This is a genomic window from Arthrobacter sp. P1_B11 (genome assembly GCF_056406715.1).
Map to the genome: position 1 here is coordinate 30316 of NZ_JBFTZQ010000015.1, position 16200 is coordinate 46515.

Sequence of the window (16200 nt, forward strand, 5' to 3'; positions counted from 1 at the left end):
CAGATGCTGTTTACGCTTTCGTACGGGATTTCTTGCGTCCGGGCTTGCGGAGCGGGCCCGGCAGTTTCCTGGGCCGGAGGTTGGGCGCCATCTGGACCCGGGCCAGGGACAACACTACGCCGATTGCGCAGAGCGACATGAGCAGGGCCGACCCGCCGTAGGAAATGAAAGGCAACGGAACGCCGATCACCGGGACGAGGCCGGTGACCACTGCCATGTTCACCGTGGCCTGGCCCAGAAGCCAGACCATGATGGTGCCCGCGAGGACCCGGTGGAACAGGTCCTCCTGGGCCACCACCACACGGTAGATCGCGGCACCGAGGATGGCAAAGAGGATCAGTACGACGACGGTCCCCACCAGCCCGAGTTCCTCACCGATGATGGCGAAAATGAAGTCGTTGTGCGCTTCTGGTATCCAGCTGTACTTTTGCCGGCTCTGGCCCAGTCCGACACCGAACCAGCCGCCGGAGGCCAGCCCGTACAGGCCGTTGGTTGACTGGTAGTTGGCGTCCGTGCCGTCTCCGCAGGACTGTCCCGTCCACCACGAAGTGATGCGGCACATGCGGTTTGAGCTCGTCATGGCCATGACGGCCGTGGCCAGTATGCCGGCGACCGCTGCAAAGCCGAAGAGGTAGAGGCGCACCCCCGCGAAAAACAGCGCTGCGGCCATGATCATCATGATGATCATGCCCGTACCGAGGTCGTTTCCGGCGAGGACGAGTCCGATGATGCCGAGTGCCAGCGGCACTACCGGAACCACGGCATGCTGCCAGCGGTGGATTAGTTTGGATTTCTTGGCCAGCACGGTGGCCATCCACAGGGCCAAGGCTAGCTTGGCCGCCTCGGACGGCTGCAGTGTGAAGAACGAGCCTACTTCGATCCAGTTCTTGTTGCCGTTAACAGTAGTACCGATTAGCAGCACCAGCCCCAGGAGGCCGTAGGCGAGGATGATGCCCGGCCACGCCAGCCGCTTCAGCCAGACCACGTTGATCCGCGACAGCATGAACATGAAGAAGATGCCGATCCCCGCGAACAGCCCCTGCTTCAGGGCCGCCGTGTAGGGCGACTCCCCTGCTGCGATGGCCTCCACGCTGGACGCGGAGAGCACCATCATGATGCCGATCGCCGTCAGTGCGAGGGTAGCCCCCAGGATGAGGTAGTAGGTCGAGCCGTTCCGTGATTTCCCGGTTCCCTCCAGGGCGGACCAGAAGCGGCGGTACCAGCGCAGGAGCCTGGCCAGTGCCGGCGGCCGCTGCAGCGCTGTGCTGCCGGCGGGCCGCGATTGTCCGGCAGGCCTGCTTCGTCCGGCAGGTTTGGTCTGCCCGGAACGCTGTTTGGTGCGGGCGGCCGGTGTGCGGGAGGGCTGGGGGGCAGCCCCGCGGACTGTATCCGCCGTCCGCGGCTTGGCTGCCGCGGGACGTGTGGGCGTGCTGACCATTCTTACTCCTTGCCGGTCTGAGCCTGCCCTTCCACGAGCTCGCGGACTGCTTCAATGAAGGCGTCGCCACGGTGAGCGTAGGAAGAGAACTGATCCATGGAGGCAGCCGCCGGGGCCATGAGCACAGTGTCGCCTGAGGTGGCGAGCTGTGCCGCCGACGCGACGGCCAGTGCCATCACCGCCTCGCCGGATTCTGACGAAAGCTGCGCGGCGTCATGGCCCGTTCCGGCAGACTGCACATTTTCAGTGTCGCCCGTGACCGGCCGGATGACCGGTACATCCGGAGCGTGTCGCTGCAGCGACTCCTCGAGCGCCGCGGTGTCCCTGCCGATGAGCACTACGGCCTTGAGCCGGCGGGAGTGGCCGCGGACCAGTTCGTCGTAGCTGACGCCCTTGGAGAGGCCGCCGGCGATCCAGACAACGGGGTCGAAGGCCGACAGCGATGCGGCGGCAGCATGGGGGTTGGTGGCTTTGGAGTCGTTGATCCAGAGCACACCGTTATGCTTGGCCACGGGCTGGATGCGGTGGTTCCCGGGAATGTAGGATTTCAGCCCCTGCCGCACGTTTTCGGGGCTGAGCCCGTACGCCCGCACCAGGGCAGCCGCGGCCAGCGCATTGGCCACCATGTGCCGGGGGGCCACGGGGCCGAGATCAGCCATCGAGGCAAGCTCGGCCGCGCTGTCCCTGCGCTCAGCAATGAACGCGCGGTCCACGAGCAGGCCCTCCACGACGCCCACCATGCTGATGGCTGGTGTGACGGTGGTGAAGCCGACGGCCCGGCAGCCCTCCACGACGTCCGCGTCCTCCACCATGCGTTCGGTTTCGATTTGTTCGGCGTTGTAGATGCAGGCCTTCTGCGTGTGCTCGTAGATCTTGGCTTTGTCCGCAAGGTAGGACGTGTAGGAACCGTGCCAGTCCACGTGGTCCTCGGCCACGTTGAGGCAAACGCTCGCGACTGCCGAAACTGACTCGCACCAGTGCAGCTGGAAACTGGACAGCTCCACCGCGAAAACGTCGTACTCCACGGGATCCCGGAGGGCGTCAAGGATTGGTGTGCCGACATTGCCGACAGCGACTGCCTTGAGTCCCGCTGCCCGCAGCATTGACTCGGTCAGGCCGACCGTCGTCGTCTTCCCGTTTGTTCCGGTGATGGTCAGCCAGTCCGGCGTCTTGCGCCCTTCGCGGATCCGCAGGCGCCAGGCGAGTTCGACGTCGCCCCACACTGGAATGTGCGCGCGGGCGGCAGCGGCGAGCAGGGCCTGGTCCGGCCGCCAGCCTGGCGACGTCACGATCAGGTCCGGCTTCATGCCGTCGATTTTCGGTACCGACGTGACGGCGTCATCCCCCAGGAGGACGTCGGCGGCCCCGACGATCCTGAGGGTGTCCGCCTTTGCACTGGCCGTTTCGGACGTGGCAGCATCCACCACGACAACGCGGGCCCCCAATTCGATCAGCGTGTCGGCGGCCGAGAAGCCTGAAACGCCGATGCCCGTGACCACGACGCGAAGCCCGGCCCAGTCGGAGTCCCAGCTGACGAGGTCCTTCAGCCTGTCCGCTCCGGTTGCGGTGCCGCTCACAGCAGGACCACCCATTCTGCGTAGAAGATGCCCAGACCCGCGGCGACAAACAAGCCGGCCAGGATCCAGAAGCGGACGACCACGGTGACTTCGGCCCAGCCTTTCAGCTCGAAGTGGTGCTGAAGCGGAGCCATCTTGAAGAACCGCTTTCCCTTGGTCACCTTGAAGTAACCCACCTGGATAATGACTGAAAGGGTGATGAGTACGAACAGACCACCGATGAACGCGAGCAGCAGCTCGGTCCGCGACAGGATGGCAAAGCCGGCGATGGCGCCTCCGATCGCGAGGGATCCGGTGTCACCCATGAAGATCTTGGCAGGTGAGGTGTTCCACCAGAGGAAGCCCACGAGCGCCGCGCTCATGATGGCGGCCAGGAGAGCAAGGTCAAGGGGATCCCTGACGGAATAGCAGCCGCTTCCGGCTTGCCGTGGCGAACCGCAGGCCTGGTTACTCTGCCAGATGCCCATGAGTGTATAGGCGCCGAAGACCATCACCGCAGCACCCGCCGCCAGGCCGTCCAGCCCGTCAGTCAGGTTGACGCCGTTGGTGGCAGCAGTGACGATCAGGTTTGACCAGAGAACGAAGAGAATCGCCCCGATCACCGTCCCGCCGAAGGCGAGGTCAAGCCACGGGATGTCACGGACCAGTGAAATCTTTGTGGACGCCGGGGTAAGTCCGTCCGGGTCGGGAAAGTTTAGTGCCATCACGGCGAAGATAATGCCCACTGCGCCCTGCAGAATCAGCTTGGCCTTGGCGTCCAGGCCAAGGCTTCGCTGCCGCGAAATCTTGATGAAGTCGTCCAGGAAACCCACCAGGCCCATGCCCACCATCAGGAACAGCAGGAGCAGGGCCGAGGCAGATGGGCCCGCGGACCGCGGATTCAGCATCCACATGATGAGGTGCGTCAGTCCGTAGCTGAGCAGGACCGCCGCCACCACCACAGTTCCGCCCATGGTGGGCGTGCCGCGCTTGGTATGGTGCGAGGTTGGACCGTCGTCCCGGATGAACTGGCCATAGCTCTTGTGGACCAACAGGCGGATGAACAGCGGTGTTCCCACCAATGCCATCAGCAGGGCCAGGCCAGCGCCGATCAATAGTGCAATCACAGCTGCTCGCTCCCTTCGTTGGCGGTTGCGCGGGTTTGTGGGGGTAATGCTATCCGATCGCCCAAATGGCGGAGTCCCACGCTGTTCGAGGACTTGAACAGCACCAGGTCGCCGGGTTCCAGCTGCGCTTGCAGCACGTCAAAGGCCTCATCCACGGTCTCAGCGAAGATGCATTCCTCTCCCCACGAGCCTTCCTGGATGGCGGAGACGTACAGCGACCGTGCCTCCCGTCCCACCACCAGCAGGCGTGAGATGTTCAGCCGCACCACTTGGGTGCCGACGACGGTGTGTTCACGAATGGACTCGTCGCCCAGTTCGAGCATGGCTCCGAGTACTGCCCAGGTGCGGCGGCCGCGGCCAAGGTCGGCCAGCGTCCGCAGTGCTGCCCGCATGGATTCCGGGTTGGCGTTGTAGGCGTCGTTGATAACGGTCACTCCGTCGGCGCGTTCGGTCCGTTCCATGCGCCAGCGGCTGGCGGCCGACTGGGAGCTGAGGGACGCCGCGATGCGGGCCGCGGGGATGCCGGCGGCGTGGGCAGCAGCTGCCGCCGCGAGCAGGTTGGCGACATGGTGCTCGCCGATGAGCCTGCTGGTGACGCCGACGGGCTCCTCCCCCGGCAGTTCAAGGTCAAACTCGGGATGGCCGGAGGCGTTGGTGTCCAGGTTCAGGGCCCTGGCGACCGGTCCGTCTGCAGCGGCGTTCCGGGAGGAGAAACCGAACACCGCGGCTCGTGTGCGTCCGGACATGGGCGCCACGCGGGGATCGTCCAGGTTCAGGACGGCGGTGCCGGCTGCAGGCAGTGCTTCTACGAGTTCCCCCTTGGCGGTCGCGATGTTGTCCACCCCACCGAATTCGCCGGCGTGGGCCGTTCCCACACCCAGGACCACGCCGATTTCCGGTTGGACCATCTGGCTCAGGTAGGTGATGTGGCCGATGCTCGTAGCACCCATCTCGATGACGAGGAACCGGGTGTCAAAGCCGGCCTGGAATACCGTGAGGGGCACGCCCACTTCCCCGTTGTAGGACCCCTGGGGCGCCACGGTGTTGCCCTCGGTGGAAAGGATGCCGGACAGGAGGTCCTTGGTGGTGGTCTTGCCGGCCGAACCTGTAATGCCGATGACCGTGAGCTGTTCGCCTGCAGCCTCGCGGCGTGCCCTGATCCGGCGGACGCTCTCGGCCGCGAGGGCACCCATGGCCAGCACGGCGTCTTCGACCACCACGGCCGGATAGCTTCGCCCGGCGGCGTCGGTGACGTCGCGTTCGGCAAGTGCCAGCACGGCGCCGCGGTCAAAGGCCGCTCCCATGAAACTGTGCCCGTCGGCATTTTCGCCCGGCTTTGCCACGTACAGCGAACCGTTAATGGCTTCGCGGGAGTCGGTGACGACCGAGCCAGGAGTTATGCCGGGTTCGGCGAGGAGTCGGCCGCTGGTGATTTCGGCGATTTCCGCCGCAGTAAATGCAATCATGTCGGTCTAGGACTCTATCCGGTCGTCTTCAAGAACGGTGAATCCTTGTGCCGTCAAGGCTTTCCGGAGCTCCACCCTGTCGTCAAGGGCAAGGTTCACTCCCTTGACCTCCTGCCACACTTCGTGTCCCCGCCCGGCAACGAGGATTGTGTCCTCCGGGGCTGCCAGTTCAACAGCCTTGCGGATGGCCTCGTCGCGGGGGAAGACCTCCAGGATCCGGCAGTCGAGCTGTTCGATCTCCTTCGCGTCCGTGGCTCCGACCAGCACATCAGCCCGGATGGAAGCGGCGTCCTCGTCATGCGGGTCGTCGTCGCTAATTATCACAACGTCGGCAAGCCGCGCCGCGATGGCCCCCATGGCAGGCCGTTTGCCCTGGTCCCGCTGCCCGGTGGCGCCGAAGACGACAATGACCCGGGACGAAGGTTCGGTTGACCTGACGGCCTCCAGCGCACGGGCCAGCGCATCGGGATTGTGCGCAAAGTCAACCACGGCGGCAGGCTTGGCGGAAACGAGTTGCATCCTGCCGGGCACCGCGACGGTGAACGGGTCGGCGGCGTCGAGGGCAGCCTGCACGTCGGCCGCGTCCGCTCCGGCCGACAGGACCATGGCCAACGCAAGCGCGGCATTGGAGACGTTGAAGCTTCCGGGCAGCCCGGTGTGAACCCTCAGCTCCACGCCCGTGCGGCCCCGAAGGGTAAATTCGGTCCCGAGGCCGCGGGGCCGCGGGTCGGTGACGGTCCAGTCGGAGCGCTCAGCGGAAGGGGAGGAATCCTTCGTTCCGACTAGCGGCAGCGTGGAAAGCGTGGTGACCGGGAGCTTGGTCTCCGCGGCGAGGCGGCGCCCCCAATCGTCGTCGACCGTTACGACGGCGGCGCGGGCGCGCTCCGGCGTAAAAAGCTCCGCTTTTGTGCGGAAGTACTCGTCCATGGTTCCGTGCAGGTCAAGGTGGTCCTGGGTGAGGTTCGTGAAGCCGACGACGTCGAACACCACACCATCAACCCGGCGGAACTCGACCGCGTGTGAGGACACTTCCATAGACGCCGCATCGAGTCCCCGTTCGCGCATCAGTGCGAGCAGGGCATGGACGTCGGTGGATTCCGGCGTCGTCAGAAGGCTGGGAATCGGTTCGCCGCCGGCCAAGATCTCGATGGTGCCGATCAGGCCGGTCTTCTTACCCAGGGCCTGCAGCAGCGAGTTGACGAAGTATGTAGTGGTGGTCTTGCCGTTGGTGCCCGTGACGCCTAAAAGCGACGGCCGAGAGCCGTCCCCGGCCTGGCTCCGGTAAATCAGCGCGGACACGAGGCCCACCACGGCGCGCGGCCCGTCCACCACAAGTACCGGTACGGAAACGTCGGGTGACAGCGCAAGGAGCCGCGCTCCGGCGTCGTCCGTCAGCACGGCGACCGCGCCTGACTCAATGGCGGTCGCGGCGAAGTCCGCGCCGTGCCGGGTGGAACCCGGCAGCGCCACGTAGAGATCGCCGCGCTCCACCGTACGCGAATTGAGGGAGATCCCGGTGACCTGGACGGAGGCCGAGGCTCCGGCCACCGTGACGCCGACCGACTGGCCGATGACACCCAGCTCGACTGCGGCGACGGCCGTGGGCCGGAAACCGCTGCGGGCCGTCTGCCCGTCCGTGGCATCGGCAGCGCCGGGGGCATTGTGCTCTGACAAGTGGATCTCCGTTGGTTTTAGTGGACCAACGGACACGGCAGAACGAAGCGTTCACGTGTACCGCGGTCGTGATTAAGCGGCGTGTTACTTGGCGTACTGCGGCAGTCTGACCGGTGCGCCCTTGGACGGCGGAACGTTGTACGTCCGCAATACCTGGCTCATGACCGAACGGAACACAGGCCCGTTGGTGATGCCGTAAATGGAACCCTTGGGCCGCTGCAGGACCACCTCAACAATAAACCGCGGATCGTCCATCGGCGCCATTCCCAGGATAGAAGCGGTGTAGCCGCAGAACCCGGCCGTTCCGTCATCGCATGGCGATTCGGATGTTCCTGTCTTGGCTCCGACGCGGTAACCGTCGAGGGCCGCTTCCTTGATTTCGCCCTCGGTGACGGCGCTTTCCAGCATGTCCCGGACCTGCTTGGCAGTGTTCTTGGAGACGACCTGGCGGGAGGGCTTGGCCGGCACCTTCTCTTCGCTGCCGTCGGGACTGATGTAGCTGTCTATCAGCCGGGGCTGCAGCATGACGCCGTCATTTGCAATAGTCTGGTAGGCACGCACGGTCTGCAGCGTCGACTGAGACACGCCCTGGCCGAATAGCACAGTGTATTGCTGCCGATCGTCCCATTGCGCCGCCGGAGTCAAAATGCCTTTCGCTTCGGCTGGAAGTCCGATCTCCGGCGTCTCCCCGATGCCGAACTTCTGCAGCCAGTCGTGCCGCTGATCCTTGGTCATGCGGCTGCCCGCCATCACGGTTCCCGTGTTCATGGAGTAGCCGATGATACCGGCGAGAGTCCTTCGCTCCGTGCCATGGGAAAACGCGTCATCGAACTGCTGGCCGTCGATCACCAGGGAGGGCGGGATCGTGAAGGTGTCCAGCGGGCTGGACTTGCCTTCCTGGATCAGCGCGGAGGCAACCAGCGGTTTCTCCACGGATCCGGGCTCGTAGGCTGCGGTCACGGCCCGGACGCCGCGGTCCTTGGCCGCCACTTTGCCAGGATCGTTGGGGTCGGGTGCGTTGGTGTCTGCCATGGCAATGAGGTTGCCGGTCTTGATGTCCGAGACGATGATGACGCCCCATTCGGCACTCAGCTTGTCAGCCTGGCTCTGGATGGCCTGCTGCGCGAAGTACTGGATGTCGGAATTGAGGGTGAGCTTGACGTCCTTGCCGTCCTGCGCCGGCGTCAGCTGGTCCACGCCCACGGGGATCCGGAGGCCGTCCGCGCCGATCTCGAACAGGCGCTTGCCGGGAGTCCCCCTGAGGATCCCGTCCTGGGTCTGCTCGAGTCCGGCCTGCCCTTTATCGCCGTTCTCCAGGAAGCCGACGATGCCGCCGGCCACCGAGCCGTTCGGGTAGACGCGTTTGCTGGTTCCCTCCGAGAATATGCCCGGAATCTGCAGCTTGGATACGCGGTCTTCAACGTCGGGCTTAAGGTCTTTGGCCACGATGTAGTACGTCTTCTTGCCTGTGACGGCGTTCCGCACGTCATCGGCATTCATGCCCAGGACGGCGGCAAGCTCAGAGATCCCCTGGTCGCGGGAAATCGTGACGAGTTCCTCTTCACCGTTGACATTCTCAAGCCGTTTGAAGGATTCCGTCTTGGTATTGACGGCTTGGTCAACCGTGATGTTGTAGCGGATCACGCTGTTGGCCAGCACCGTGCCGTTTGCGTCCACAATGCTGCCGCGTTCCGCGGGCAGCACCGTCGGCCGCAGGCGGTTGTCCAGTGCAGCCTCTGCCATGCCACCGACGTCGAGTCCCTGGACCAGGAAGAGTTTTCCGCCCACCACCACGAGCAATGCCAGCATGATGCTGAGTCCGAGGCGCAGCCGCTTGGTAGCGTTCGGGACTTTCTGCCTGCTTGCCTTGCCTTGCGCCACGATCATCCCTTACTGCTTGCCTTGCTGGCTGCTAGCCACGTCCGCCCTGCCAGTTACTGCCCCGGCGCCTTTTGTGCCGGTGCCGGGATGGTTCCTCCGTTGAGGACCGCCGCCGGTTTCGCCGCGGCCACGGGTGCCGCTGCAGCCGGTGCCGCGCCGCCCTCGTCTGCTGCAGGTCGCCGGCTTTCCAATGGTTCGTTGGTGCTGGCCGGCGGCACGACGTTGAGCTGGCCGGGGACGGCAGGTGCAGCAATGACTGCTCCCGCGGAGTCGCCCTTGACGGCCGGCTTGGCCGTTCCGCTGACAGTCAACGTGGACAGATCAATCTGGCCCTTGCCGGTGGAAGCAACCATTCCCAATTGTGTGGCCTTGGCCGCCAGATTCTGCGGAGCTTCGAAGTTTTGGACCTGCTGTGTCAGATCCTGGTTCTGCTTGGTGAGCGCAGTCTGTTCACTGCGGAGCTTCACCAGCTGATACTGGGCAGTGGACACAGAGATATTGAGGACGAGCACGGCCATCAGGGCGACGGCCAGCATGCCAAAGCACAGAACCACGAAGGGGGCCCGGCGTTTCCTGGGAAGGGACCGGACCACCGACAGCGGCGTACGTGCCTTGCGGGCTCCGGACAGCCCGGTGTCCACGTCCCCGGCGGTCCGGCCGGAGGAGACGGTGAAGTTCTTGACAGCTGCGGCGCTCATGCGGCTCTCCTGGCTCTGATGCGTTCCACTGCGCGCAGCCGGGCAGAAGCTGCGCGCGGATTCTCCGCGATCTCGACGGCGGTAGGCACCTCGGTGCCTTTGGTAAGGGTCTTGAGTTCGGCCTTGTGTTCTTCGAGTTCAACCGGGAATCCCAGCGGAGCCGACGACTTGGAACCCGCTTGGAAGACGCTTTTCACGATCTTGTCCTCAAGCGAGTGGTAGGACATCACGACAATCCGTCCGCCCAGGGCAACGGCGTCCACCGCCGCGGGGACGGCACGTTCGAGCACGTCCAGTTCCTCATTGACCTCTATCCGCAGGGCCTGGAACGTCCGCTTGGCCGGGTGCCCCCCTGACTTGGCGGCAGAGGAGGGGACAACAGCCCGGATCTGCTCCACGAGTTCGCCGGTGGTGGCAAACGGCTTCATGGCGCGGGCCGCGACAATCCGGTTGGCGATGCGGCCTGCGAACTTCTCCTCACCCCACTTGCGGATGATCCTCACCAGGTCTTCTTCGCTGTAATTGTTCACGACGTCGGCCGCCGTCTGTCCGCGGCTGGTGTCCATCCGCATGTCCAACGGAGCATCAAACGAGTAGGCAAACCCGCGTTCCCGCTCGTCCAGCTGCAGGGAAGATACGCCCAGGTCCATCAAGATGCCGTGGACCTCGGAAATGCCCAGGTCTTCGAGGACCTCGGCAATTTCGTCGTAGACAGCGTGGACAAGGTCGGTGCGCTGGGAGAACGGCTTCAGCCGCTCACCGGCGAGGGCCAGAGCCTCTTCGTCGCGGTCGATCCCCACCAGGTGGAGGTCGGGGAAGCGCTGGAGCATGGCTTCCGAATGGCCGCCCATTCCCAGAGTGGCGTCGATTGCCACCGGAGTCTCGCCGCGCAGGCGTGCCGCCTCGAATCCCGGGGCCAACAAATTGATGCACCGGTCCTTCAGGACCGGCACATGGCGTTCGGACGTCGGTTTGGGGTCGTGTTCGTTCATACCTTCGTCCTTCCTAGCTTGCCTCGGGTTGTTTCTTAAGCCAGATCCCCATCCGCGCCTATCCTGGTGACCGCCTGGCTCCGGGGAAGTGAGCCAGGAGGACGGTTGGATGGGCGGCTGGAGATCTCGTCCAAGAAACAGGTCAGATGTTTCGTGCCGGCACTCAGAGAATTCCGGCGATGGGGTTGTCGGTTTCGGAGAAGGAGGTTTCCTTTTCCGCCAGGTACACATTCCAGGCCTCGGCGTCCCAAATCTCAGCGCGGGTGCCGGCACCAATCACTGCCAACTCCCTGCCAAGGCCTGCGTACTCCCGAAGGGCAGGAGGGATAGTCACCCGCCCTTGCTTGTCAGGTACCTCGTCCGAGGCTCCGGAGAGAAAAACACGAATGTAGTCACGAGCCTGCTTGTTGGAGATGGGAGCCTCCCGGATCTGCTCATGAACCTTCGCGAATTCCTGCTCGCTAAAGACATAGATGCAGCGCTCCTGGCCTCGCGTGAGAACAAGTCCGCCGGCAAGCTCCTCACGGAACTTGGCGGGAAGAATGATCCGCCCCTTTTCGTCCAGACGAGGCGAGTGTGTCCCCAGGAACACATCCCACCGCCCGTCTGCCGTCAGAAGCCGAACAACCCCGCGCTGCCACTACCCTCTTACGTCCTCCACTTTACTCCACTTCTCCCCACAGTCAACGCAACACGGGGAATTCTCCGCCGCTTGGATAAACATTTCCCGCGTCTTTTCAGGGGTCTGGCCCGGGGTGGGAAGTGGAGGGGAAATCGGGGGGCGGTACACGCCACCCACTGGGAAATGCGGAAGCACAATCCGAGGGTCGCTTCCCCACCGCGGTGCCGGGCCCAGCGAGGTGGGCGGAAGGGCTGCCAATCCGCGGTCTTCCGGGAAAAACGCCTCACCCAGCAGTTCCCGGCCAGGCGGTGGGAGCATTAAACAACAATGACCCGCCGGAGCGGGTCATCGTTTCAAGTGCACCGAGGAGGTCGTGTGGTGCGAAGTGGAGGTCGCTGGAAGTTCGGGTGGTGCGAAGTGGAGGACGCGGAGGTCAGGACTCGCCGCGGCGCCTTTCGTCCCAGCGCTCTTCAAGGCTGTTCATGAATGAGCTTTTGCCTTTGGACTTCTTTCCGCGCCCGCCGGTTTTTGCTTTGCCGGCCGAGGCGCTGCGCATCGTGGCGAAGTACACCCCCGCGCCCATGACGATAAATCCGAGGACACCAACGAAGATGTTCTGCAGGGAAACCCCCACCAAGAGGAGCAGGACTCCTGCCAGGGTCGCCAGTACGCCAATCACGATGTGCCGGGTGGACCATGTGCGGCCAGCATCCGAGCCCATGGAATTGGCGAACTTGGGATCGTCCTCATGCAGTTGCCTCTCGAGTTGCTCGAGCAGCTTCTGTTCGTGCTCCGAGAGCGGCATCACGACCTCCTTAAGTAGGCCAACGTCCGGACTGGTCGGGACCAGCTGTTCCTGCCACGTCAACGACCGGCATGCTTTACAGGTTCCCGGCCGTCCTTCGTTGGCAGGTCCTAGGATCCAAGCATACGGACGCTGGCGGGTCAGGTGATCCACACATGTCCAGACGTTCGAAATCTTTGTATCTCTAAGGATAGTTTGTTGAGCGGTGTTGTGAAAGACGCTATTCACGGACCGCAACCTTGATAACCCCTGAAAACCCGGCGAAATCTCCGGACCCGGTCCGGCTGTGTACAGCCGGCGTTCAGGGCCGGCCGGGAGGCATCTTGGCGGAGGCTCCCCCGGGGTCCAGCAGCCTCGCCGGAAGCACGGATTTGCTGCCGAATTTCTCCGTCACCCTGTCCAGCGCCTGCTCTGCGGCCCGCCAGTTGTCATCACGCCGGTCGAAGCTCAGCTGCAGCGACGTCTGTGCTGCGGCCTCCAGTTGCTCGGCACGCACACCCACCAGCCGGACCGTCATGGGGCGGTTTCCCAGGGACTCCAGCAGCTGGACTGCCACGGCGTAGATCAGCTGGGCGCTGTCAACCGGAGCATGCACCGTTCGGCTCCGGGTCACCGTGGAGAAATCGGCGTACCGCAGCTTAAGCGCAACTGTCCGCGCAACCATGCCGGACGCCCGCAAGCGTTCGGCGGTCCGGTGGGAGAGCCGCAGCAGTTCCCTATGGAGCAGGGCGGCGTCTGCGGTGTCCACGGCAAATGTTTCCTCTGCCCCAATGCTCTTCTCCAGCCGGACGGGGGTCACGGCCCTCGGGTCAATGCCCCACGACAGCCGGTGGACGTGTTCGCCCGTGGCGCCCAGCGCTTTCTTGAGCGACGCGACAGGAGTGGCGGCAACGTCAGCGACAGTCCGGATTCCCATCCGCGCAAGCACGTCCGCGGTCTTGGCACCGACGCCCCACAGAGCGTTGACCGGGAGACTATGGAGGTACGGCACCGTCTGCTCGGGCCGGATCAGCAGCAGGCCATCGGGCTTGCAGCGCGTCGAGGCGATCTTTGCCACGAATTTGCTGGCGGCGATGCCCACCGAGGCGGTGATGCCTAATTCGTTGGAGACCCTGCGCCTGATCAGCTCTCCGATGTCCTGCGGCGGGCCGAGCCGGCGGATCGCTCCCCCGACGTCGAGGAAGGCCTCGTCCACGCTCAGCGGCTCCACAAGCTCGGTGATGGATTCAAAAATGGACATCAGCTGCCCGGAAACTTCGTAGTAGAGCTTATGCCTGGGTTCGATGATGATGGCCTGGGGGCACATGCGGTGCGCTACGACCATAGGCATTGCGGACTTGATGCCGAAAGCCCGCGCTTCATACGAGGCCGAGAGCACCACGGAGCGGTCAGCGGGAAACCCCACGATGACAGGTCTGCCGCGCAGCTCCGGGCGTCCGCGCAGTTCCACGGAGACGAAGAACGCGTCCATATCCACATGCAGAATGCTGCTGCGCCGGAGGTCCCGAAGACGCGCTTCGAGTTGCTCTTTGTCCTGGTCCGGCCCCACACCTGCAATCCTATGCCCTGGGACTGACTAAACTGGAGGCTGCATCCGGCATCAAACCCCAGGAGGAACGCACCTGTGAAGGTCATTGGAACGCACATGCCTGCAGGACTTGTCCTGCTTGCGGCCGGCACGGTGATGGCAGTGATGTCGGCCTGCGCGGCGCCTGCCCCTGGACCAGGCGCATCCACTGAAGCTGCTGTTTCGACCTCGGCCCTGGCGCAGGCGAGCACCACGGCTCCGCCCAGCCCGTCAGCTTCGCCCGGCACCTCAGCCACTGTGGGGGCACTCGTCGCCGGGTTCCCGCAAAAGCTTCTTCCGCTCATGCCCGGGGCCAAGGTCGTGGCGAGCAGTTTCGACAAGTCGGCTTCCCCCGCCACCGTCGCCCTGGTGGGATCCGCTGCCGCCAGGCCTGCCGCCGTCGTCGCTTTTTACACCAAAGCACTCGAGGCTCAGGGATTCAAGGCCGTTCCGGGCAACAGCGTCGGCACCGTTGCCTCCAAGGACTTCGTCCGGGCCGGCAATGAGACCGTCAACATCGCGGTCCCGGAGAATGCAGGCGTATCCACGTTCACCATCGGCGCCAACGTGGCACCTGAGTCCGTCAAGTGATGGTGGCCGAACAGCTGCGCGTCGAACAGACAGCCTTCGTGGCTGCTGTCGCGGGCAAGCTCACAGACTTCCTGACGTCGAGACAATCCGTGATGACCGCAATCTCGCCGGATATCGATCCCATCATGGGCTCCATCTCAAACCTGGTCACCGGAGGCAAGCGGCTCCGTGCACTCATGTGTTACTGGGGATGGCGCGGAGCCGGCGGACCGGCATCCGCCGCGGACGTCATCACCGCCGGCGCGGCTCTCGAGCTGTTCCAGGCTGCGGCGCTGATCCATGACGACATCATCGACCGTTCAGACACGCGGCGTGGCGGCCCCAGCGTCCACCGCCGGTTCAGCCAGCTGCACGAGAGTCAGGGCTGGGCCCTCGACAGTGAACGGTTTGGCCACGCGGCAGCCATCCTTGCCGGCGACCTATGCCTGTCGTTCAGCGAAGAAGCATTCACCGAGATCGGCGAGCAGGCGGCGTCCGGGAGCCGGGCGAGGCTGATCTTTAACCTCATGCGGGCCGAAGTCATGGCCGGCCAATACCTGGACATTCTTGAAGAGGTCGCCGGACCTGTGCGCGACCGCGCCGGCGCCGTGAGCCGGGCGCAGTCGATCATCCGCTTCAAATCGGCCAAGTACTCAACTGAGCACCCGCTCGCTTTGGGCGGAGCGCTCGGAGGGGCCTCGGATGAGCTCCTTCGCGGCTACTCTGCATTCGCACTGCCGCTGGGCGAGGCCTTCCAGCTCCGCGACGACGTCCTGGGCGTCTTTGGGGACCCGGTCACCACCGGGAAGCCCGCGGGGGATGATCTGAGGGAAGGCAAGCGGACTGTATTGGTGGCCTTTGCCCTGGATCTGTCGACACCGGAGGAATCGGCCTATATCGACGCGAAGCTCGGCAGTCCGGATCTGAGCGACGAAGACGTTGCGGAGATCCGCAGGATCATTGCGGACTGCGGTGCGCTGCACGCAACCGAAGTCCTCATCGACGAGTTCGGGGCGGCGGCGTTTGATGCACTCGAGTTGCTCCCGTTGGACGACCTGCCGAAGACCGCCTTGCGGAAGCTGGCTGAAGCCACAGTAAGCCGCACCGCCTGAGACGAACGCAGGGACGGGCCGTCCTGGCCCGTCCCTGCGCTGCGCGAACAACCGAGGTCTGAGCCTCGCCCCGCCTGCCTGCGTGCCTGCCTGTCAGGCCAGGGACGCGTCTACCAGGCCAGGGACTGGGCGCGCCGGCGGATCTCGGTTTTGCGCCCTTCCCGCAGCGCGTCAACGGGGCGGCCGCGCAGCGAATCGTCGGGCGTAAAGAGCCAGGTGATGAGTTCTTCGTCTGAGTAGCCGGCATCGGACAAGACAATAATCGTGCCCTTGAGGCTTTCCACCACGTGTCCGTCCTGCAGGAAGGCCGCAGGCACGCACCGGATGCGGCGATCGCCCACGCGGAGCGCGGCCAGCGCGCGTTCATCCAGCAGCCCGTGGACTTTGGTGATGGAAACGTCCAGCAGCTGGGCTACATCGGGCAGGGGCAACCAGTCGCCAACAAGGCTTTCTACAGTACTCACGGGTCAAGATTGCCATGACCGGCGCATGCACGCCTAGTCGGCGGGGTGCAGCCACGGTTTTTCGTTGATTTCACAGCGCGACACACCAGAAAGCCTAACTTTCCGCATGCCAGGCAATTCTTGTGCTAAATGCAAAATCGTGAGAGATTCTCATAGACCACATTTGCAACAAAAATAACTTGAGTAACACTAGTATCATTAGTCACACTGGCCTGACCGACAGCATTC

At 64.3% G+C, this 16200-nt stretch carries 14 protein-coding genes; 2 read left to right on the plus strand and 12 right to left on the minus strand.

Translation table 11 applies throughout. The annotated features are described in order from the left end of the window. Positions 1–10: 10 nt before the first annotated feature. The 11 genes from ftsW to dinB all read right to left on the minus strand — a co-directional run bounded on the left by ftsW (position 11) and on the right by dinB (position 13808). Positions 11–1438 (minus strand): putative lipid II flippase FtsW, encoded by a 1428-nt coding sequence (gene ftsW, locus AC1D14_RS13330; protein ID WP_476968627.1) that lies wholly within the window; start codon positions 1436–1438, stop codon positions 11–13. Between the two features lie 2 nt (positions 1439–1440). Continuing rightward, on the minus strand, positions 1441–3030 hold the full coding sequence (gene murD, locus AC1D14_RS13335) for a UDP-N-acetylmuramoyl-L-alanine--D-glutamate ligase (RefSeq protein ID WP_230117674.1): 1590 nt from the start codon (positions 3028–3030) through the stop codon (positions 1441–1443). Continuing rightward, the gene (mraY, locus tag AC1D14_RS13340) at positions 3012–4121 is read right to left on the minus strand and encodes a phospho-N-acetylmuramoyl-pentapeptide-transferase (RefSeq protein WP_230117675.1); all 1110 of its coding nucleotides are present in this window, start codon (positions 4119–4121) and stop codon (positions 3012–3014) included. Before mraY ends, murD begins: the two co-directional genes overlap by 19 nt. Then, the gene (locus tag AC1D14_RS13345) at positions 4118–5587 is read right to left on the minus strand and encodes a UDP-N-acetylmuramoyl-tripeptide--D-alanyl-D-alanine ligase (protein WP_230117676.1); all 1470 of its coding nucleotides are present in this window, start codon (positions 5585–5587) and stop codon (positions 4118–4120) included. Before AC1D14_RS13345 ends, mraY begins: the two co-directional genes overlap by 4 nt. A 6-nt stretch (positions 5588–5593) precedes the next feature. Continuing rightward, positions 5594–7261, minus strand: a complete 1668-nt coding sequence (locus AC1D14_RS13350; protein ID WP_476876588.1) for a UDP-N-acetylmuramoyl-L-alanyl-D-glutamate--2,6-diaminopimelate ligase — start codon at positions 7259–7261, stop codon at positions 5594–5596. Between the two features lie 84 nt (positions 7262–7345). Further along, positions 7346–9148 carry a peptidoglycan D,D-transpeptidase FtsI family protein gene (locus AC1D14_RS13355; protein WP_230117678.1) on the minus strand — a complete coding sequence of 601 codons (1803 nt, stop codon included), beginning with the start codon at positions 9146–9148 and terminating at the stop codon, positions 7346–7348. 47 nt (positions 9149–9195) lie between these two features. Next, positions 9196–9840: a cell division protein FtsL gene (gene ftsL, locus AC1D14_RS13360; protein WP_230117679.1), complete on the minus strand. Its 645-nt coding sequence runs from the start codon at positions 9838–9840 to the stop codon at positions 9196–9198. Then, positions 9837–10832, minus strand: coding sequence for a 16S rRNA (cytosine(1402)-N(4))-methyltransferase RsmH (gene rsmH / locus AC1D14_RS13365; RefSeq protein WP_476876587.1), 996 nt, complete (start codon positions 10830–10832; stop codon positions 9837–9839). Before rsmH ends, ftsL begins: the two co-directional genes overlap by 4 nt. 163 nt (positions 10833–10995) lie before the next feature. Continuing rightward, a complete protein-coding gene (gene mraZ / locus AC1D14_RS13370; RefSeq protein ID WP_230117681.1) occupies positions 10996–11424 on the minus strand; it encodes a division/cell wall cluster transcriptional repressor MraZ in 429 nt (142 codons plus the stop codon). Between the two features lie 463 nt (positions 11425–11887). Continuing rightward, positions 11888–12259, minus strand: coding sequence for a DUF3040 domain-containing protein (locus tag AC1D14_RS13375; protein WP_230117682.1), 372 nt, complete (start codon positions 12257–12259; stop codon positions 11888–11890). A 301-nt stretch (positions 12260–12560) separates the two neighbouring features. Further along, positions 12561–13808 carry a DNA polymerase IV gene (gene dinB / locus AC1D14_RS13380; protein WP_230117683.1) on the minus strand — a complete coding sequence of 416 codons (1248 nt, stop codon included), beginning with the start codon at positions 13806–13808 and terminating at the stop codon, positions 12561–12563. 75 nt (positions 13809–13883) lie between these two features. Between dinB and AC1D14_RS13385 the strand changes: the two genes are divergently transcribed. Beyond that, complete coding sequence (locus AC1D14_RS13385) at positions 13884–14417, plus strand: hypothetical protein (RefSeq protein WP_230117684.1); 534 nt, start codon at positions 13884–13886, stop codon at positions 14415–14417. Then, complete coding sequence (locus tag AC1D14_RS13390) at positions 14414–15508, plus strand: polyprenyl synthetase family protein (protein WP_476876586.1); 1095 nt, start codon at positions 14414–14416, stop codon at positions 15506–15508. The genes AC1D14_RS13385 and AC1D14_RS13390 overlap by 4 nt, the downstream gene beginning before the upstream one ends. A 110-nt stretch (positions 15509–15618) precedes the next feature. On the opposite strand, the gene AC1D14_RS13395 is transcribed toward AC1D14_RS13390, so the two are convergent. Continuing rightward, positions 15619–15972: an Rv2175c family DNA-binding protein gene (locus AC1D14_RS13395; RefSeq protein ID WP_230117685.1), complete on the minus strand. Its 354-nt coding sequence runs from the start codon at positions 15970–15972 to the stop codon at positions 15619–15621. Between the last annotated feature and the right edge of the window lie 228 nt (positions 15973–16200).

What these genes read in the sequence shown, in the direction of transcription:
- ftsW (WP_476968627.1), bottom strand. Translation starts at nt 1,438, where the DNA reads ATGGTCAGCACGCCCACACGTCCCGCGGCAGCCAAGCCGCGGACGGCG.
- rsmH (WP_476876587.1), bottom strand. Translation starts at nt 10,832, where the DNA reads ATGAACGAACACGACCCCAAACCGACGTCCGAACGCCATGTGCCGGTC.
- murD (WP_230117674.1), bottom strand. Translation starts at nt 3,030, where the DNA reads ATGGGTGGTCCTGCTGTGAGCGGCACCGCAACCGGAGCGGACAGGCTG.
- ftsL (WP_230117679.1), bottom strand. Translation starts at nt 9,840, where the DNA reads ATGAGCGCCGCAGCTGTCAAGAACTTCACCGTCTCCTCCGGCCGGACC.
- AC1D14_RS13345 (WP_230117676.1), bottom strand. Translation starts at nt 5,587, where the DNA reads ATGATTGCATTTACTGCGGCGGAAATCGCCGAAATCACCAGCGGCCGA.
- AC1D14_RS13355 (WP_230117678.1), bottom strand. Translation starts at nt 9,148, where the DNA reads ATGATCGTGGCGCAAGGCAAGGCAAGCAGGCAGAAAGTCCCGAACGCT.
- AC1D14_RS13375 (WP_230117682.1), bottom strand. Translation starts at nt 12,259, where the DNA reads ATGCCGCTCTCGGAGCACGAACAGAAGCTGCTCGAGCAACTCGAGAGG.